Source organism: Streptomyces sp. PsTaAH-124, assembly GCF_000373685.1.
Classification (GTDB): Bacteria; Actinomycetota; Actinomycetes; order Streptomycetales; family Streptomycetaceae; genus Streptomyces; species Streptomyces andamanensis.
In genome coordinates this window covers 1-17,873 of record NZ_KB892164.1, presented here as the reverse complement: position 1 = coordinate 17,873, position 17,873 = coordinate 1, and the positions used below count along the sequence as shown (strand labels likewise).

Below are 17,873 nucleotides of genomic sequence, written 5' to 3'. Positions count from 1 at the left end.
CTCACCAGCGGCCCGGCTCGCTGCCGGTGACCGGCTCGGAGGGCCGCCCGTCCACGCCGACCGGCACCTCGCCGTGCAGCATCACCCGGTGCATGATCCGCGGGACGCCGAGGTGCGCGTTGTCGGCGGGCGCCAGGTGGACGGTGGCCCGGTTGTCCCAGAAGGCCACGCTGCCCGGCTCCCAGCGGAAGCGGACCGTGTACTCGGGGCGTACGGCCTGCTCCAGCAGCATCTCCAGGAGGGCCTGGCTCTCCGCGCGGGAGACGTCCTCGATCTGCTCGACGTAGTAGCCGTTGACGAAGAGCACCCGCTCGCCCGTCTCCGGGTGGACGCGCACCAGCGGGTGCACCGTGGCGATCTGGCGCTCCAGCAGATGGCGGACGTACGCGTCGTCGCCGGGGCGCGGCTGGTAGCCGACGCCGAGCCGGTGCTCGGCGCGCAGCGTGTCGGCGAAGGCCCGGACCGGCGCCGAGAGTCCGGCGTAGGCGGCGGCCAGATTGGACCAGGTGGTGTCGCCGCCGTACGGGGGGACGCTCTCGGCGCGCAGGATCGTCGCGGCCGGAGGGTCGATCCGGGCGCCGTGGTCGCAGTGCCAGCCGCGCAGCAGCGAGTGCCGGCGCCGCCGCAGCCACTCGTCGTGGTCCATGCCGAACCGGCCGCCCAGCTCCAGCCGGTCGGCGGTGGTCTCCACCTCCGGGACGTCCGGCGGCGAGGCGCCGCCGCGCCGCCGCAGCACCACCGGCTCGCCGAAGCGGCGCGCGAAGGCGACGTGCCCGGCGTGGTCGAGGCGCTGCCCGCGGAAGAACACCACCTTCCAGCGCAGGACCGCCGCGCGGATCGCCGCGACCGCCGTCTCGTCGAGGCCGGCGGCCAGGTCCACCCCGGTGATCTCCGCCCCGATGTGTCCGGCGACGGGCCTCACCTCCAGGCCGCCCGCCGCGGTGCCGTCCGCCGTGTCCGTGTGCGTCGTCATGCGCGCTCCGCTGGTCGTCCGTCACGTACCAGGGAGATCGTGGCAGGCTTTGCGGACGGTGGCGACAGTGCCGGGTGCCACGCACGTCCGGCGGGTGTCGGCACCGGCCCCGCGGCCCCGGCCGCCCTCCGACCGTCGACGGGAAGGTTCCCCCACATGACCGGCATCCCCACCTGTCCGCTCGACGACGGCACCCGGCTGCCCGCCGTCGGCCTCGGCACCTGGCCGATGGACGACGCCGAGGCGGAGCGGGCGGTGGCCGAGGGCCTGCGCCTCGGCTACCGGCTCGTCGACACGGCGGTCAACTACGAGAACGAGACCGGCGTGGGCCGGGCGCTCGCGCGCAGCGATGTGCCGCGCGAGGAGGTCGTGCTGACGACCAAGCTCCCCGGCCGCCACCACGGCTACGAGGAGACGCTCGCCTCCTTCGAGGAGTCCCGGCGGCGCCTCGGCGTGGACCGCGTCGACCTGTATCTGATCCACTGGCCGCTCCCCCGCGTCGACCGGTACGTGGAGTCGTGGAGGGCCATGCTCAAGCTCCGTGACGAGGGCCTGGTGGGCTCGGTGGGCGTCTCCAACTTCACCCGGGAGCACATCGAGCGGCTGGAGCGGGAGACGGGCGTGCTGCCGTCCGTCAACCAGATCGAGCTGCATCCGCTCTTCCCGCAGCCGGAGCTGCGGGAGTTCCACGCCGCCAAGGGCATCCGCACCGAGAGCTGGAGCCCGCTGGGCCGCGGTCCCGCGGTGCTGGAGGACCCGGCGGTGGTCGTGGTGGCGCGGGAGCTCGGGGTGACGCCCGCCCAGGCCGTGCTGCGCTGGCACATCCAGCTCGGCGCGGTGCCCCTGCCGAAGTCGTCGGACCCGGGGCGGCAGCGGGAGAACCTGGACGTCTTCGGGTTCGCCCTGGACCAGGACCAGCTGGACGCGCTCACCCACGACAGGCCGCGGCGCCTGGGCGGGGCCCCGGAGACGCACGAGGAGTTCTGAGGAGTTCCGCGGCGTGCGAGGAGCCCCCGGCGCGCGGGTCGGCCGACGCGCCGGGGGTACCCGGGCCTGGCGGATCCGGCGGACGGGTGCGCGGACCCGGCGGACCGGTGCGAGGAGGCCCCGTGAGCAGGGACGGACGGCTCGGGGAGTACCGCGGCAGGCGTGACTTCGAGCGGACCCGGGAGCCCTCGGGTGGCCGGGCGGGCGCCGGGCCCGCTCCCCGCTTCGTGGTGCAGATCCACGACGCCCGCCGGATGCACTTCGACTTCCGGCTCCAGGTGGGCGACGTGCTCAGGTCCTGGTCGGTGCCGAAGGGCCCCTCGGACGACCCGCACGACAAGCGGCTCGCGGTGCCCACGGAGGACCATCCGCTGGAGTACGAGGACTTCGAGGGCGTCATCCCCCGGGGCCAGTACGGCGGCGGCACGGTGATCGTCTGGGACCGGGGCACCTACGAGCCGCTGAGCCACGACCGCCGGGGGCGTCCGGTCGGCTTCGCCGAGTCGCTGGAGCACGGGCACGCCACGTTCCGGCTGTACGGCGCGAAGCTGCACGGCGCGTACGCCCTGACCCGGTTCCGGGGCGCCGCCCGGGGCGACGACGAGGACGCCTGGCTGCTGGTGAAGAAGGACGAGGGCCGGGCGGCGGCGCACGGCACCCCCGACCCGCGCCGGGCCCGCTCGGTGCGCACCGGCCGCACCCTGGCCCAGGTCGCCGCGGACGGCGGCGCGGAGTGAGGACGGCCCGCGGCCCCGCGCCCGGTGCCGCCCCCGGTGCGGGCGTCAGGCGCGGCGGGCGCGCAGGGCGGCCAGGGCCCGGTCGGCGTGGGTGCGCATGCGCAGTTCGCTGCGGACCACCTCCAGGACGGAGCGGTCCCGGTCGATGACGAAGGTGGCCCGTCTGGTCGGTGCCAGGGCCAGAGCGCGCCGCACCCCGAACCGTTCGCGCACCGTGCCGTCCGCGTCGGACAGCAGGGGCATGCCGAGGGCGTGCCGCCCGGTGAACTCCCGCTGGCGCTCCACCGGATCACCGCTGATGCCGACGGGGCGCGCCCCGACGGCGGCGAACTCGGCCGCCAGGTCCCGGAAGTGGCAGGCCTCCGCCGTGCAGCCGGGAGTGAGGGCGGCCGGGTAGAAGAACAGCACCACCGGGCCCTCGGCGAGCAGTCCGGACAGGGTCCGCGTGGTCCCGCTCTCGTCCGGCAGCGCGAAGTCCTCGACGGTGTCGCCGGGGCGCGGCGTGCCCTGCCCGCTCACGCGGCGCGCCCCGCGCCCTTGGCGACGCTGCGCGCCCACAGCACCAGCGGGACCTGGAGGGGCAGCCGCCCGTAGGCCGCCGCCTTCTGCCGGGCAGGCCGGTCGCGCCAGTCCGCCGCCATCCGCACATTGGCCGGGAAGACCCCGACGAAGAACGCGGCGGCGGCCAGCGCGGCGGCCTTGCGGGTGCGGGGCACGGCCAGGCCGGCGGCCAGCGCGAACTCGGCGGCTCCGCTGGCGTAGGTCCAGGTGCGCGGGGCGCCGGGCAGGGCGCGCGGGACGATGGCGTCGAACTGACGGGGCGAGGCGAAGTGGGCGGTCCCCGCGGTGGCCAGCAGAGCGGCGAGCAGCAGGGGTGAGCGTTCGGACCGGGGCACGGTTCCTCCTCCGACGACCGGCGGCGGACCCGAGGCGGATCCGCGGCGCGATCCTACTGGAGAGTAAGTACGACTGGGGAGAGGCGCCCGATCAGGGGAAAGCGCCGGGCGTCCGGCGTGGCGCACGGCCCGTCCGTCGACATCTCAGCCGTGACCCTGCCGCTGATCGCGCCCATGCTCGCCACCCCCGGCACCCTGCCGTCCGCCGCCCAGGACGCGCGCTGGGCGTACGAGACCAAGCAGGACGGGCAGCGCACGGTGGCCTATCTGCCGGGCGACGGCAGTCTGCTGCTGCGGGCCCGCTCGGGCGAGGACATCACGGCCGCCTACCCCGAGCTGGCACCGCTGGGCCGCGCGCTGGGCTCCGTCCCGGCGGTGCTGGACGGCGAGGTGCTGGCCCTGGACGAGCGGGGCCGGGCCAGCTTCCAGCTGCTCCAGGGGCGGATGGGGCTGGCCCACGCGCCCGCGCTGGCCGCGCGCCGTGCCGCACGCGTCCCCGTCCACCTGGTGCTCTTCGACGTCCTGCACCTGGACGGGCGGCCGCTGCTCGCGCTGCCCTACACACGGCGCCGGGAGCGGCTGGAGGCGCTCGGGCTGCACGGCCCGTACTGGTCCACGCCCGCCGCCGTGGCCGGCCACGGGGCCCGTGCCCTGGCCGCCACCCGGGAGCACGGTCTGGAGGGGCTGGTCTGCAAGCGGCTGGACTCGGTGTACGAGCCCGGGGTGCGCTCCCGGGCCTGGATCAAGATCCGCAACATGCGCGGCGAGGACGTGCTGGTGGGCGGCTGGCTGCCCGGCAAGGGGCGGCTGACGGGGCTGCCGGGCGCGGTGCTGGTGGGGCAGCGCGGCGGGGGGCGGCTGCGCTGGGTCGGCCGGGTGGGCACCGGCTGGAGCGAGGCCGGGCGGGCGGAGCTGGCCGGGCTGCTCGCGGGCCTGGCCACCGATGTGTGCCCCTTCGATCCCGTGCCCGCGGTCCGCGGGGCGCACTGGGTACTGCCCCGGCTGGTCGGCGAGGTCCGCTACAGCGTCCGCACCCGGGCGGGCATGCTGCGCCAGCCGTCCTGGCTGCGACTGCGCCCCGACCTGGCTCCCGAGGACGCGGCGGCCGACCTGCCGGACGACACGCGGCCGTGAGTGCCGGGCCGGGCCCGCGCCGTGCGGGCCCGGCCGAAGGTCTATCGTGTCCCGCATGTCCGCGCCCGAACTGATCCGTATCGTCTCCCGCGACTCGCCCATGGCGCTCGCTCAGGTGGAGCGTGTCCGCGCCGAGTTGGCCGCCCTGCACCCCGGTGTGCGCACCGAGGTGGTGCCGGTGAAGACCACCGGCGACAAGTGGCTCGGGGAGCTGTCGAAGGTCGAGGGCAAGGGAGCGTTCACCAAGGAGGTGGACGCGGCGCTGCTGGCCGGCGAGGCGGATCTCGCGGTGCACTGCCTGAAGGACGTGCCCGCGGACCGGCCGCTGCCCGCGGGCACCACGTTCGCCGCGTTCCTGAAGCGGGACGACGTCCGCGACGCCCTGGTCCACCCCGGCGGGCTCACCCTGGACGAGCTGCCGCCCGGCACCCGGGTCGGCACCTCGGCGGTGCGCCGGATCGCCCAGCTGGCCGCGTCCCATCCGCGGCTGGTCTGCGTGCCGTTCCGCGGCAACGCCAACCGGCGGCTGGAGAAGCTGGCCGCCGGCGAGGCGGACGCGCTGCTGCTGGCCGCGTCCGGTCTGGAGCGCATCGGGCGGCAGGACGTGATCAGCGAGGTGCTGTCCGTGGACGCGATGATGCCGCCGGTCGGCGCGGGCGTCCTCGCCCTCCAGTGCCGCGAGGGCGACGACGAGCTGATCGAGGCCGTCAGCGGGCTCGGCGACGGCGACACCCATCGGGCGGCGAGCGCGGAACGCATGCTCCTGCATGTGCTCCAGGGGCACTGCAACAGCCCGATCGCCGGGTACGCGCACGTCGACGGCGGCGGCGAACTCTCCCTGCGGGCCTGTGTGTTCACCCCGGACGGCAAGACCCGACTGAACGCTCACGAGTGGGCGGGCCGGCTGGACGCGGCCACCCTGGGCACATCGGTCGCGGTGGCGCTGCTGCGGCAGGGCGCCCGCGAGATCATCGACGGCATCCCGCACTGACGTACGAGCCCGGCCCGCGCCGTCGCGGGACGGGTCAGCCGGTGGCGCCGGGCTCCGCCTGGTCGCGCAGGAAGACGCTGATCTGGTGGGCGAGGCCGCCGGGGCCGCCGGGGCAGGGCGCGCCGGTGCCGACGGGCGCCTCGTGCACGCCGACGCCGCCGCTCCACAGGCGGCGGTCGGTCCACTCCTCGTCCACGCGCAGCTGCACCTGGACGTCGACCTGGTGCAGGGCGTCCTCCGGGCCCGCCGCGTACAGCACGGCGGTGGCCCGGCGCAGCGGGTGGACGTCGTAGCCCTCGATGAACTGGGAGTTGCGCCAGTCCACGAACGCGCTCTCGCCGTCGGGGCCGATCCGCACGTCGATCTGGCCGTCCTCCAGGTGGACGCCGAAGTGCCGGGTGCCGCGGTTCTCGACGGTGGCCCGCACGCGGAAGTACGCCAGTCCCTCGGCGGCGTCGTCCCGGCCGCGGGGCGGCTCGGCCCGTTCCAGTCGGTGGACGCGGACGCGCAGGCCGGCGTACTCGTCGTACTCCTGCCAGTCCCCGACCACGTTCGGCTCGTACACAGCGCACCTCTCGACTTCCAAGAGCTGTTTCCTATCTGTGGGCCGAGCGCACTGTCAAATGCGCGGAATGCGCGGCGGCCGGGTAATTCCGCGGCATTGGCCCGTGATCAAGCCGTGCGCTGGCGGAATCCCCCGGCGGGTGATCATTTTCCCGGCCGCGGGCGTGCCGCACATCACGTCCGGCGGGGGCGGCGCGCGGCGCGCCGGTGACGGTTTCCCCCGCGCCGCCGACGACGGGCCGTCACCCCGCCGCGGTCACCGGGCCAGCCGGCCGAGCAGCGCGGAGGCCGCGGTGATGCCCGCGGCGGCGGCCAGGACGAGCACGGCGAAGTCGAGGCCCAGGTGCGCGGGGGTGCCCAGCAGCAGTCCGCGCAGGGCGTCGACCTGGTAGCTGAGCGGGTTGACCCGGCTGACCACCTGGAGCCACCCGGGCATCACGGCCACCGGGTACAGGGCGTTGGAGGCGAAGAAGAGCGGCATGGTGATGGCCTGTCCGATGCCCATCAGCCGGTCGCGGCTGAGCACGATCCCGGCGATGGTCATGGACAGGCAGGAGAAGAACGCCGAGCCGAGGACCACGGCCGTGGCGACCCCGAGCAGCCGGAGCGGGTTCCAGGTCAGCGCCACGCCGAGCAGTGCGGCCAGCACGATGACCACGACGGCCTGGATCAGCGACTTCACCCCGGCCGCGAACGCCTTTCCGGTGACCAGCGCCGAGCGCGGGGTGGGGGTGACCAGCAGCTTGTTGAGGACGCCCGCGTCGCGCTCCCAGATGATCTGGATGCCGTAGAAGATGGCGATGAACATCGCGGACTGGGCGATGATGCCCGGTGCCATGAAGTCCAGGTAGGGCAGGCCGCCGGTGGGGATCGCGCGGATCCGGGTGAAGGTCTGGCCGAAGATCAGCAGCCACAGGGCGGGCTGGACGGCGCGGGTGTACAGCTCGGTGCGGTCGTGGCGCAGCTTCTGGAGTTCGACCGCGCACATGGCGGCGACCCGGGCGGGCAGCAGCCGCCAGCCCGCGCGGGGCTCGGGGGGCCGCACCAGCAGGCCGATGCCGTCCGCGAAGGCGGGGTCAGCCGACCCGGTGGGCGGTGCGACGGGTGCTTCGGACATCGCGGAAATCTCCTGAACTGTCGTCGAGGCCGCTGCCGGCCACCTCGCGGAAGACGTCCTCCAGCGTGGGCGGCGCGTCCGCGGCGGGTCCGCCCTCGGCGCGGCGCCGTTCGCCCAGGCCCCGGCGCAGCTCGCCGGGGGTGCCCAGGGCGCGGATCCGGCCGCGGTGCATCAGGGCGACCCGGTCGCAGTACTGGTCGGCCTCGTCCATGTAGTGCGTGGTCACCAGGACGGTCATGCCGGTGGCGGCGCGTACGGCGTTGATGTGCTCCCACACCCCGGTGCGGGCGATCGGGTCGAGACCGATCGTCGGCTCGTCGAGGATCAGCAGGCGGGGGGCGCTGACCAGGGCCTGGGCCAGTTCGAGACGGCGGATCATGCCGCCGGAGTAGGTCTTGGCCAGCCGGTCGGCGGCGTCCGTGAGGTCGACGGCGGTCAGTGCCTGGGCGACGCGGGCGGAGCGTTCGCGGCGCGGCACGTCGAAGACGCGGGCGAACAGGGTGACGTTCTCCCGGCCGGTGAGGGCAGCGTCGGCGGACAGCTGCTGGGGGACGTAGCCCAGCAGCCGGCGCACGGCCATCCGGTCGCCGGCCGGGTCGTGGCCGAAGACGCGGACCATCCCGGCGGGGACCGGCAGCAGGGTGGTCACGCAGCGGATGGCGGTGGTCTTGCCGGCGCCGTTGGGTCCGAGCAGGCCGAACACCTCGCCCGTCCGCACGGCCAGGTCCAGGCCGTCGACGGCGGTGGTGCCGCCGAAGGAGTAGGTGAGCCGGGTGCAGGTGACGGCGTCGGGTGCGGCGGCGTCGCTGGTCATGGGCGATCGCCCTCCTCGCGCAGGTTCTCGGCCAGCCGGCGCAGGGCGGGGAGCGCGGCGCCGAGCGCCTGCCGGTCGGCCTCGGGCAGCCGGTCGAGCTGGTCGCGGACCAGGGCGGCGCGGCGGGCGCGCCAGTCCCGCAGCCGCGCCCCGGCGGCCTCGGTCAGCAGCAGCCGGGCGGCCCGGCGGTCGGCGGGGTCCGTCTCCCGGACCAGCTGGCCGTCCCGGACGAGCTGGTTGACCAGGGTGGAGACGGAGTTGCCCGCCAGATGCAGTTCCTTGGCCGCCTCCGAGACGCCGATGCCGGGGCGGGTCTCGACCAGGCGCAGCAGTTCGACCTCGGCGCCGCGCAGCCGGGTCACGGTCAGTCCGGCGCGCAGCCGGCGCCGGACGAGCCGCTGCACCCCGACCAGGGCGTCGGCCAGCTCCTCGGCCTGGATCTCCGGTTCCGCTTCCATGCTTCGACGTTACCTCTGTAGCAGAGGTAAGTACCGCCAAGGGCGGACCAAGACTCGACCAAGGACCCGGCGCGGCCCCTGCGGACCGGCGCTCCGGCGACGCAGGAAAGGCGCACATCGAAATGGACGCCCTTTTCCCGGGAATGCAATTCCGGGGAAGGCCCGTACAATCGGCGGGACAATCCGCCGGACCCCGAATGAAATCATTTCGCGACCGGCCGGACGCATACCGTCACCGCATTCGCTGAATTGTTTCGGGATCTCCGGCTTCGGGAATCCGCAATTCAGTGCTTCGGACCGGAGGCACGCCCGTGGGAGCCGGCGCGCCGGGCCCCGATGCGATCCGGGCAGGATCTGCCCCGCGCCTCCCGTGGTGTCCGTCCATCCAGCACCTGCTGAGGGAGGCGCAGCGTATGCGTACCACCGGCAGAACGACGTCCCACCCGCACGACGACGCTCCCGACACGGCGGCGGCCTTCGAGCGGCTCGCGGGACTGCCCGCGGGAGCGGAGCGCAAGGCGCTGCGCGACGAGCTGGTCCAGGTGTGGCTGCCGATGGCCGAGCGGATCGCGGTCCGCTTCCGGGGCCGCGGCGAGGCACTGGAGGATCTGTACCAGGTGGCGGCGCTCGGCCTGGTCAAGGCCGTCGACCACTACGATCCGGCGCGCGGCTACGCGTTCGAGGCGTATGCCGTGCCGACCGTCACCGGTGAGATCAAGCGGCACTTCCGCGACCACATGTGGACGCTGCACGTGCCGCGCCGGGTCCAGGACCTGCGCAACCGGGTGCGGCGCGCGGCCAAGGAACTGGCCCAGACGACGCCGGGCCGCTCCCCCACCGTCGCGGAGATCGCCGAGTACACCGACCTGAGCGTCGAGGACGTACGCACCGGCATGGAGGCCCTGGACTGCTTCGCCGCGCTGTCGCTGGAGGCGGAGGTGCCCGGCACCGACGGGTACGCGCTCGGTGACGGCCTGGGCGAGGCCGACGCGCGCTACGACCTGGTGGTGGACCGGGTGGCCGTACGGCCCTGTCTACAGGCGCTGCCCGAGCGTGAGCGCATGATCCTCTATCTGCGGTTCTTCCGGGGCATGACGCAGAGCCGGATCGCCCAGCAGCTCGGCATCTCGCAGATGCATGTCTCGCGGCTGCTCAGCGGGTGCTTCGCCCAGTTGCGCGAGGAACTGCTCGCCGAGGCCGGCTGACACCCGCCGACGCCCGTCCGGGTGCCGTTTCGGCGGCATGCGGGGGGTACTCGGCAGGCGCCCTCGGGGGTTCCGGTCGGACACTGGTGTGAGACCGGTGGCCACCGGCCGACGAGACCAGGACGTGCCATGAACCACGACACGACACCCGCCGGACCCACGACCGGCGTCGTCTCCACCCACACGGTGTGCGGCGCGCCCTGCTGGGTCAGCCTGACCAGCCGGGACCTGGAGGCCACGGAGGAGTTCTACTCGGCCCTGCTGGGCTGGGAGTGGCGTTCGGCCAGGCTCGGCGACCGCTTCCGCATCGCGCTCGCCGACGGCGCCCCGGTCGCCGGGATCGCGGCGGTGGCGTCCATGTGGCAGATGGCCGTGGCCTGGACCCCGTACTTCGCGGTGCCGAGCGCCGACCGGGCGGTCTCGCGGGTGCAGGAGCGCGGCGGCACCTCGGCGGTCGGCCCGATCTCGCTGCCGCCCGGCCGGGCGGCGCTGCTGGCGGACCGGGACGGCGCGACCTTCGGGATCTGGGAGGGCGAGCTGTTCACCGACTGGGAGACCTGGCGCAAGGCCGCTCCGGCCTACATCCGGCTGCACACCCGTGACGCGTTCGACGCGGCCATCTTCTACGGCGAGGTCCTGGACTGGGCGACGGAGCGGCCCGGCTGCTGCGAGGTCCGCTACGAGGGCGACGAGGTGGTCCTGCGCAGCCACGGCGAGGTGGTGGCGCGGATCGAGTCGGGCGCGCTGGAGGCGGCCCCCGATCCCACCATCCGGCCGCACTGGCAGATCCACTTCCGGGTGGCGGACGTGGCCGCCTGCGCCAGGACGGCGGAGAGCCACGGCGGCAGTGTGCTGCGCGAGGGCGCCCAGGAGGCCGTGCTGCGCGATCCGGACGGGGCGCAGTTCACGGTGACCTCCCGCAGGGAGGCCTGAGCGGGCACGGCCCGCCGCCCCGCCCCCTTCGTGCGTCCGGGGCGGGGCGGCGGGCGTGCGGCGTCAGCGGGCCGTGCGCGGGGGCCGGGTGAGCAGGACCAGGCTGCGGGACTCGACGCGCAGGTCGCCGCCGGGCTTGTGCTCGGCCTCGTCCGGGGGGCCCTGCGGCTCGGCGGTGTCGACGACCGTGGTCCAGCGCTCGCCGTGGGCGGGGCCGGGCAGCCGGAAGTCGACCGGTTGCCAGTAGCCGTTGAGCAGCAGCAGGAACGAGTCGTCGACCACGGGCCGGCCCTGCGGGTCGGGCTCGGCGATGGCGTCGCCGTTGAGGAAGACCATGACGGAGTGCGCGTCCGAGCGCTGCCAGTCCTCCTCGGCCATCTCGCGGCCGTCCGGCAGCATCCACACCAGATCGGGCAGCGGCTGGTCGTCGCGGGTGGCCGTCTCGCCCTGGAAGAAGCGGCGGCGGCGCAGCACCGGGTGGGCGGTGCGCAGGCCGATGACGTGCCGGGTGAAGTCCGCGAGGTCCCGCTGCTCGCGGGTGAGCCGCCAGTCGATCCAGGAGACCTCGTTGTCCTGGCAGTAGGCGTTGTTGTTGCCGCCCTGGGTGCGGCCCAGTTCGTCGCCGTGGCACAGCATGGGGATGCCCTGGGAGAGCAGCAGGGTGGCGATGAAGTTGCGCTGCTGGCGGGCGCGCAGCTCGCGCACCGCCGGGTCGCGGCTGTCGCCCTCGGCCCCGCAGTTCCAGGACCGGTTGGAGTTCTCGCCGTCGCGGTTGTCCTCGCCGTTGGCGTCGTTGTGCTTGTCGTTGTACGACACCAGGTCGCGCAGGGTGAAACCGTCGTGCGCGGTCACGAAGTTGACGCTGGCGCGGGGGCGGCGCCGGTTGTGGGCGTACAGGTCGGAGGAGCCGGTCAGCCGGGAGGCGAAGTCGCCCAGCGTGTGTTCCTCGCCGCGCCAGAAGTCCCGTACGGCGTCCCGGTACAGGCCGTTCCACTCCGACCACAGCGGCGGGAAGTTGCCCACCTGGTAGCCGCCCTCGCCCACGTCCCACGGTTCGGCGATCAGCTTCACCCGGCTGATCACCGGGTCCTGCTGGATCAGGTCGAAGAACGCGGAGAGCCGGTCCACCTCGTGGAACTGCCGCGCCAGGGTGGCCGCCAGGTCGAAGCGGAAGCCGTCCACATGCATCTCGGTGACCCAGTAGCGCAGCGAGTCCATGATCAGCTGGAGCACGTAGGGGTGGCGCATCAGCAGGCTGTTGCCGGTGCCCGTGGTGTCGTAGTAGTGCGCGAAGTCGCCGTCGACCAGGCGGTAGTACGAGGCGTTGTCGATGCCGCGGAAGGACAGTGTCGGGCCGTTCTCGTTGCCCTCGGCGGTGTGGTTGTAGACCACGTCGAGGATCACTTCGAGGCCGGCCTCGTGCAGCGCCTTGACCATCGACTTGAACTCGGCGACCTGCCCGCCGCGGGTGCCGTGGGCGGCGTAGTCGTGGTGCGGGGCGAAGAAGCCGATCGTGTTGTAGCCCCAGTAGTTGGACAGGCCCCGGCCCTGGAGCACCCCGTCGTGCACGAACTGGTGCACCGGCATCAGCTCCACGGCCGTCACGCCCAGCGAGGTCAGGTGCTCGACGACGGCGGGGTGCGCGAGACCGGCGTAGGTGCCGCGCAGCTCGGGCGGGACGTCGGGGTGGGTGCGGGTCAGGCCGCGCACATGGGCCTCGTAGATCACCGTGTCGGCGTAGGCCCGCCGGGGCGGCCGGTCGCCGCCCCAGTCGAAGGCCGGGTCGGTGACCACACCGAGCAGGGTGTGCCCGGCGCTGTCGGCCGGGTCGGGTCCGTGCGGGGCCCGCTCGTAGAGCGAGGGGTGGTCGTCCATCCGCCCGTCCACCGCCCTGGCGTACGGGTCCAGCAGCAGCTTTTTCGGGTTGCAGCGGTGGCCGGCCGCCGGGTGCCAGGGGCCGTGCACCCGGTAGCCGTAGCGCTGGCCGGGGCCGACGCCCGGCAGATAGCCGTGCCAGACGAAGCCGTCGGCCTCGGTCAGCGGCACCGGCCGGTGGGTGCCCGCGTCGTCCACGAGGACCAGGTCGACCTGGTCGGCGACCTCGCTGAACAGGGCGAAGTTGGTGCCCTCGCCGTCGTACGCGGCACCCAGCGGGTAGGGGTACCCGCTCCACACGGGCACGGGCACCCCCTTTGCGCGGCCGGTGCGCCGGGTCACCGGGCCCCCTCCAGGACGGCCTCGGGGCCGGCCGGCGCGGAGGCGAGCGCGGCGACGACCGGCTCGCGGGGCGGCTTCAGGCCCTCGCGCAGGGTCGGGGCCGGTGCCTTGGCGACCAGCGGGACCCGCACCCCGGCGCGGGCCCGCTGCGAGAACCAGATGACCTTGCTCCCGGTCTCGGCGGCGCAGCAGCCCCAGCCGTCGCTGGTCGCCGCGATACGCGCCAGACAGGTGCGCAGGTCCTGGTCGGGGCGCAGGTCGTGGTTGTTCTCCCCGACCGCGGTGATGAGGTGCTGGCCGGTCCACCACATCTCGATGGAGGTGTGCTTGTCCCGGGCGTGCTCGTCGATGGCGTTCAGCAGCATCTCGGCGCCGCCGCACACGGGTTCGACGAGGTCCTCCAGATCCCAGAGCCGGAGGTGGGCGGCCAGGATGCGCCTGACCTGTCCGACCCGTTCCGGGCTGACTTCCACGTCGAGGTGGTAGTAGCAGGGCACTGCGGTCTTCATCGTCCTTGGCTCCTCACCGGCGGGGCCCGCGCTCCCTGTCCCGCCCTTGCGGGCCGGACCCCCGAGCACGAAGCGTGAGCGTTTGTTGCCTCTGAGTCAGAACCACAGTGCGGGCGCTACGCCATTCGTGCAACACGAGCGGACGGCGCGGGCCGCCGGGACCGTGGGACCGGGCGGGTGACCTGGTTGAAGATCCAACAGGACGCTGTGTCGTTGAACGTGCACCATGAGTGAAAGTCTCGAGCGCCGTGAACGGGACCGCGTGCCTTCGCGTGCGCGGTCGCCGCCCCGACCGTCGGGGAAACGTGCCCATCGAGCGCTCCCGAAAGGTGATCAGCGCCATGCTGCTACCCGCCAAAGCCGAAGTCGCCCGGCATCTGCGGCGCCACCGGGTGTGGGAACGCGCGATGCTCGCGTCGCCCGACGACCGCAGGGTCCGGGCCACCTTCGAGGATTCGGGCTACACGCTGTGCGTGCTGATGGGCAAGCGCTGCGCGCGGGAGGCGGCGGACGCCGCGGAGCGGTACCTGCGCACCAACCTGGGCACCTATCTGCGGGAACAGGGCGCCGTCCGGCCGCACGTGGGTGCCCTGGCGCGCCGGGGCCGCGGCGCGGCGCCGGACCGCGGCCCTGCGGAGGAGCGGTGGTCGGCGGCGGAGCGCAGGGCGCCTCAGGAGCCCCGGCCCGCGGCGGACCGGCGCTCCCGGGCAGGGGCGTAGGGAACGCGGCCGTCCGCCGCCGCGGGCAGCGGTCCCGGACGGCGGCACCGCCGCACGACGTACCGAGCAGTACCTGGTTCCCGGCCGGGCGTGAGCCCGGCCTCAAGCACGGTGGAGGTGACACCCATGAGGACGACTCCGAGTCATGCACCGGCCGTCGGCCGCATCCCCGTACGGGATGTGCGCCCGGCCGTGGAGAGCGGCAGGCGCCCGGCCAAGGCGGTGGTGGGCGAGACGTTCCAGGTCACCGCCACCGTGTTCGGCGAGGGGCACGACGCGGTCGCGGCGAACGTGGTGCTGTGCGATCCGGCGGGCCGGCCGGGGCCGTGGACGCCGATGCGCGAGCTGGCCCCGGGCACCGACCGCTGGGGCGCCGAGGTCACCCCGACCNCGACCGGCCGCTGGACCTACCACGTCGAGGCATGGGCCGACCCCGTCACCACCTGGCGGCGGCACGCCCGNATCAAGATCCCGGCCGGGATCGACGCGGGGCTGGTGCTGGAGGAGGGCGCGGAACTGCACACCAGGGCGGCCGAAGGGGTGCCCGAGGGGCCGGAACGGGACACGCTGCTTGCCGCCGTACGGGTGATGGACGACGACTCCCTGCCCGTGATGACCCGGCTGTCGGCGGCGTTGACGCCGGAGGTGGACGCGGTCCTGGCCCGCCATCCCCTGCGCGACCTGGTCACCGCCTCCGCACCCCTCCCGCTCCAGGTCGAACGCGAACGCGCCCTCTACAGCGCCTGGTACGAGTTCTTCCCCCGCTCCGAAGGCACCCCCGACCAGCCCCACGGCACCCTGCGCACCGCCGAACGCCGCCTGCCCGCCATCGCCGCCATGGGCTTCGACGTCGTCTACCTCCCCCCCATCCACCCCATCGGCACCACCCACCGCAAAGGCCCCGACAACACCCTCACCGCCGCACCCGACGACGTCGGCGTCCCCTGGGCCATCGGCTCACCCGAAGGCGGCCACGACACCGTCCACCCCCGCCTGGGCACCCTCGACGACTTCGACCACTTCACCGCCCGAGCCCACGAACTCGGCCTCGAAATCGCCCTCGACCTCGCCCTCCAGTGCTCCCCCGACCACCCCTGGATCCACAAACACCCCCAGTGGTTCCACCACCGCCCCGACGGCACCATCGCCCACGCCGAGAACCCCCCCAAGAAATACCAGGACATCCACCCCCTGGCCTTCGACACCGACATGGACGGCCTCGTCACCGAGACCCTCCGCATCATCCGCCACTGGATGCACCACGGCGTCCGCATCTTCCGCGTCGACAACCCCCACACCAAACCCGTCGTCTTCTGGGAACGCGTCATCACCGGCATCAACACCACCGACCCCGACGTCATCTTCCTCGCCGAGGCCTTCACCCGCCCCGCGATGATGCACACCCTCGCCCAGACCGGCTTCCAGCAGTCCTACACCTACTTCACCTGGCGCACCACGAAACAGGAACTCACCGACTACATGACGGAACTGTCGGGCGAGGCGGCCGCCTACATGCGGCCCAACCTCTTCCCCAACACCCCCGACATCCTCCACGCCTACCTCCAGCACGGCGGCCGCCCCGCCTTCGAGGTCCGCGCCGTCCTCGCCGCCACCCTCTCCCCCTCCTGGGGCATCTACAGCGGCTACGAACTCTGCGAGAACACCCCCCTCACAGAGGGCGGCGAGGAATACCTCCACTCCGAGAAATACCAGCTCAGACCACGCGACTGGGCCACCGCCGAACGCGAGGGCCGCACCATCACCCCCCTCATCACCCGCCTCAACGACATCCGGCGCCGCAGTCCGGCCCTGCACCAGCTGCGCGACCTGCACTTCCACCACGCGGACAAGGACGAGGTGATCGCCTACTCCAAGCGGAGCGGATCGAACACGGTTCTGGTCGTCGCCAACCTCGATCCGCACCACACCCAGGAGGCCACGGTCTCGTTGGACATGCCGCAACTCGGCCTGGAATGGCACGAGTCGGTGCCGGTGCGCGACGAGCTGACCGGCGAGACCTATCACTGGGGCAGGGCCAACTATGTGCGACTGGAGCCGGGGCATCGGCCCGCGCACGTCCTCACCGTCCTGCGACCGTCCACCCCGCAGATCGGAGGGTCACCCACAACATGATCGTCAACGAGCCCGTTCCGGACACCTTCGAGGACACTCCTGCCCAGGACCGCGACCCGGAGTGGTTCAAGCGTGCCGTCTTCTACGAGGTCCTGGTCCGCTCCTTCCAGGACAGCAACGGTGACGGCATCGGCGACCTGAAGGGCCTGACCGCCAAACTGGACTATCTCCAGTGGCTCGGCGTGGACTGCCTCTGGCTCCCGCCGTTCTTCAAGTCACCGCTCAGAGACGGCGGTTACGACGTCTCCGACTACACCGCCGTCCTCCCCGACTTCGGCGACCTCGCCGACTTCGTCGAGTTCGTCGACGCCGCCCACCAGCGCGGCATGCGCGTCATCATCGACTTCGTCATGAACCACACCAGCGACCAGCACCCCTGGTTCCAGGAGTCCAGAAGGGATCCCGACGGACCGTACGGCGACTACTACGTCTGGGCCGACGACGACAAGCAGTACCAGGGCGCCCGCATCATCTTCGTGGACACCGAGGCGTCCAACTGGACGTACGACCCGGTACGCAAGCAGTACTACTGGCACCGCTTCTTCTCGCATCAGCCGGATCTGAACTACGAGAACCCGGCCGTGCAGGAGGAGATGATCTCGGCGCTGAAGTTCTGGCTGGATCTCGGCATCGACGGGTTCCGCCTCGACGCGGTGCCGTACCTGTACCAGCGGGAGGGCACCAACTGCGAGAACCTCCCGGCCACGCACGCCTTCCTCAAGCGGGTGCGCAAGGAGATCGACAGCCAGTACCCGGACACGGTGCTGCTGGCCGAGGCGAACCAGTGGCCGGAGGACGTCGTCGACTACTTCGGTGACTACAGCGCGGGCGGCGACGAGTGCCACATGGCGTTCCACTTCCCCGTGATGCCGAGGATCTTCATGGCGGTGCGGCGCGAGAGCCGCTACCCGGTCTCGGAGATCCTGGCGAAGACCCCGGCGATCCCCGCGCACTGCCAGTGGGGCATCTTCCTGCGCAACCACGACGAACTGACCCTGGAGATGGTCACCGACGAGGAACGCGACTACATGTGGGCCGAGTACGCCAAGGACCCCCGCATGCGCGCCAACATCGGCATCCGCCGCCGCCTCGCCCCCCTCCTGGACAACGACCGCAACCAGATCGAACTCTTCACCGCCCTGCTCCTGTCCCTGCCCGGCAGCCCGATCCTCTACTACGGCGACGAGATCGGCATGGGCGACAACATCTGGCTCGGCGACCGCGACGCCGTACGCACCCCCATGCAATGGACCCCCGACCGCAACGCCGGCTTCTCCTCCAGCGACCCCGGCCGCCTCTACCTCCCCACGATCATGGACCCCGTCTACGGCTACCAGGTCACCAACGTCGAGGCATCCATGTCCTCCCCCTCCTCGCTGCTGCACTGGACCCGCCGCATGATCGAGATCCGCAAGCAGAACCCCGCCTTCGGACTCGGCACCTACACCGAACTCACCTCCTCCAACCCCGCCGTCCTCGCCTTCCT

18 protein-coding genes are annotated in these 17,873 nt (G+C 73.1%); 9 read left to right on the top strand and 9 right to left on the bottom strand.

Annotated elements, in window-relative coordinates:
* Position 1 precedes the first annotated feature (1 nt).
* A complete protein-coding gene (locus B086_RS0110930) occupies positions 2-973 on the bottom strand; it encodes a TauD/TfdA dioxygenase family protein (protein WP_018566443.1) in 972 nt (323 codons plus the stop codon).
* Between the two features lie 156 nt (positions 974-1,129).
* Between B086_RS0110930 and B086_RS0110925 the strand changes: the two genes are divergently transcribed.
* Together B086_RS0110925 and B086_RS0110920 are read left to right on the top strand one after the other, a co-directional pair.
* The gene (locus B086_RS0110925; protein WP_018566442.1) at positions 1,130-1,960 is read left to right on the top strand and encodes an aldo/keto reductase; all 831 of its coding nucleotides are present in this window, start codon (positions 1,130-1,132) and stop codon (positions 1,958-1,960) included.
* 122 nt (positions 1,961-2,082) lie between these two features.
* The gene (locus B086_RS0110920) at positions 2,083-2,697 is read left to right on the top strand and encodes a DNA polymerase ligase N-terminal domain-containing protein (RefSeq protein ID WP_018566441.1); all 615 of its coding nucleotides are present in this window, start codon (positions 2,083-2,085) and stop codon (positions 2,695-2,697) included.
* Between the two features lie 45 nt (positions 2,698-2,742).
* Here B086_RS0110920 and B086_RS0110915 read toward each other — a convergent pair whose 3' ends face one another.
* Together B086_RS0110915 and B086_RS0110910 are read right to left on the bottom strand one after the other, a co-directional pair.
* Positions 2,743-3,216 carry a peroxiredoxin gene (locus B086_RS0110915; RefSeq protein WP_018566440.1) on the bottom strand — a complete coding sequence of 158 codons (474 nt, stop codon included), beginning with the start codon at positions 3,214-3,216 and terminating at the stop codon, positions 2,743-2,745.
* Positions 3,213-3,593, bottom strand: a complete 381-nt coding sequence (locus B086_RS0110910) for a DoxX family protein (RefSeq protein WP_018566439.1) — start codon at positions 3,591-3,593, stop codon at positions 3,213-3,215. Before B086_RS0110910 ends, B086_RS0110915 begins: the two co-directional genes overlap by 4 nt.
* 150 nt (positions 3,594-3,743) lie before the next feature.
* Between B086_RS0110910 and B086_RS0110905 the strand changes: the two genes are divergently transcribed.
* Both B086_RS0110905 and hemC read left to right on the top strand, forming a co-directional pair.
* A complete protein-coding gene (locus B086_RS0110905; RefSeq protein ID WP_026252300.1) occupies positions 3,744-4,727 on the top strand; it encodes a hypothetical protein in 984 nt (327 codons plus the stop codon).
* A gap of 55 nt (positions 4,728-4,782) precedes the next feature.
* Positions 4,783-5,718 carry a hydroxymethylbilane synthase gene (gene hemC / locus B086_RS0110900; RefSeq protein WP_018566437.1) on the top strand — a complete coding sequence of 312 codons (936 nt, stop codon included), beginning with the start codon at positions 4,783-4,785 and terminating at the stop codon, positions 5,716-5,718.
* Between the two features lie 34 nt (positions 5,719-5,752).
* Here hemC and B086_RS0110895 read toward each other — a convergent pair whose 3' ends face one another.
* The 4 genes from B086_RS0110895 to B086_RS0110880 form a co-directional block, all read right to left on the bottom strand.
* Positions 5,753-6,283: a hypothetical protein gene (locus B086_RS0110895; protein WP_018566436.1), complete on the bottom strand. Its 531-nt coding sequence runs from the start codon at positions 6,281-6,283 to the stop codon at positions 5,753-5,755.
* 255 nt (positions 6,284-6,538) lie between these two features.
* Positions 6,539-7,399, bottom strand: coding sequence for an ABC transporter permease (locus B086_RS0110890; RefSeq protein WP_018566435.1), 861 nt, complete (start codon positions 7,397-7,399; stop codon positions 6,539-6,541).
* Entirely contained in the window at positions 7,359-8,213 is an 855-nt protein-coding gene (locus B086_RS0110885) for an ATP-binding cassette domain-containing protein (protein WP_018566434.1), read from the bottom strand. Before B086_RS0110885 ends, B086_RS0110890 begins: the two co-directional genes overlap by 41 nt.
* Positions 8,210-8,671: a MarR family winged helix-turn-helix transcriptional regulator gene (locus B086_RS0110880; protein WP_018566433.1), complete on the bottom strand. Its 462-nt coding sequence runs from the start codon at positions 8,669-8,671 to the stop codon at positions 8,210-8,212. The genes B086_RS0110885 and B086_RS0110880 overlap by 4 nt, the downstream gene beginning before the upstream one ends.
* Before the next feature lie 413 nt (positions 8,672-9,084).
* On the opposite strand from B086_RS0110880, the gene B086_RS0110875 reads away from it, so the two are divergent.
* Both B086_RS0110875 and B086_RS0110870 read left to right on the top strand, forming a co-directional pair.
* Positions 9,085-9,876: an RNA polymerase sigma factor SigF gene (locus tag B086_RS0110875; protein WP_018566432.1), complete on the top strand. Its 792-nt coding sequence runs from the start codon at positions 9,085-9,087 to the stop codon at positions 9,874-9,876.
* A 129-nt stretch (positions 9,877-10,005) separates the two neighbouring features.
* Complete coding sequence (locus B086_RS0110870; RefSeq protein ID WP_018566431.1) at positions 10,006-10,809, top strand: VOC family protein; 804 nt, start codon at positions 10,006-10,008, stop codon at positions 10,807-10,809.
* 63 nt (positions 10,810-10,872) lie between these two features.
* Here B086_RS0110870 and glgX read toward each other — a convergent pair whose 3' ends face one another.
* Together glgX and B086_RS0110860 are read right to left on the bottom strand one after the other, a co-directional pair.
* A complete protein-coding gene (glgX, locus tag B086_RS0110865; RefSeq protein ID WP_018566430.1) occupies positions 10,873-13,026 on the bottom strand; it encodes a glycogen debranching protein GlgX in 2,154 nt (717 codons plus the stop codon).
* Positions 13,023-13,535, bottom strand: coding sequence for a hypothetical protein (locus B086_RS0110860; protein WP_018566429.1), 513 nt, complete (start codon positions 13,533-13,535; stop codon positions 13,023-13,025). Before B086_RS0110860 ends, glgX begins: the two co-directional genes overlap by 4 nt.
* A gap of 341 nt (positions 13,536-13,876) precedes the next feature.
* Here B086_RS0110860 and B086_RS0110855 point away from each other — a divergent pair, with 341 nt between their 5' ends.
* From B086_RS0110855 to treS, 3 genes are all read left to right on the top strand, one after another.
* Positions 13,877-14,254, top strand: a complete 378-nt coding sequence (locus tag B086_RS0110855) for a DUF5133 domain-containing protein (RefSeq protein WP_018566428.1) — start codon at positions 13,877-13,879, stop codon at positions 14,252-14,254.
* Positions 14,255-14,380: 126 nt separating this feature from the next.
* Positions 14,381-16,387 (top strand): alpha-1,4-glucan--maltose-1-phosphate maltosyltransferase, encoded by a 2,007-nt coding sequence (locus tag B086_RS0110850; RefSeq protein WP_026252299.1) that lies wholly within the window; start codon positions 14,381-14,383, stop codon positions 16,385-16,387.
* On the top strand, positions 16,384-17,873 hold a 1,490-nt coding region (gene treS, locus B086_RS0110845), incomplete at its 3' end, for a maltose alpha-D-glucosyltransferase (RefSeq protein WP_018566426.1). The genes B086_RS0110850 and treS, both read left to right, overlap by 4 nt.

Bases quoted from the DNA above. Each gene is read 5' to 3' on its own strand.
- B086_RS0110930 (WP_018566443.1), bottom strand. From the start codon at position 973: ATGACGACGCACACGGACACGGCGGACGGCACCGCGGCGGGCGGCCTG.
- B086_RS0110925 (WP_018566442.1), top strand. From the start codon at position 1,130: ATGACCGGCATCCCCACCTGTCCGCTCGACGACGGCACCCGGCTGCCC.
- hemC (WP_018566437.1), top strand. From the start codon at position 4,783: ATGTCCGCGCCCGAACTGATCCGTATCGTCTCCCGCGACTCGCCCATG.
- B086_RS0110890 (WP_018566435.1), bottom strand. From the start codon at position 7,399: ATGTCCGAAGCACCCGTCGCACCGCCCACCGGGTCGGCTGACCCCGCC.
- B086_RS0110885 (WP_018566434.1), bottom strand. From the start codon at position 8,213: ATGACCAGCGACGCCGCCGCACCCGACGCCGTCACCTGCACCCGGCTC.
- B086_RS0110880 (WP_018566433.1), bottom strand. From the start codon at position 8,671: ATGGAAGCGGAACCGGAGATCCAGGCCGAGGAGCTGGCCGACGCCCTG.
- B086_RS0110875 (WP_018566432.1), top strand. From the start codon at position 9,085: ATGCGTACCACCGGCAGAACGACGTCCCACCCGCACGACGACGCTCCC.
- B086_RS0110870 (WP_018566431.1), top strand. From the start codon at position 10,006: ATGAACCACGACACGACACCCGCCGGACCCACGACCGGCGTCGTCTCC.
- B086_RS0110860 (WP_018566429.1), bottom strand. From the start codon at position 13,535: ATGAAGACCGCAGTGCCCTGCTACTACCACCTCGACGTGGAAGTCAGC.
- B086_RS0110855 (WP_018566428.1), top strand. From the start codon at position 13,877: ATGCTGCTACCCGCCAAAGCCGAAGTCGCCCGGCATCTGCGGCGCCAC.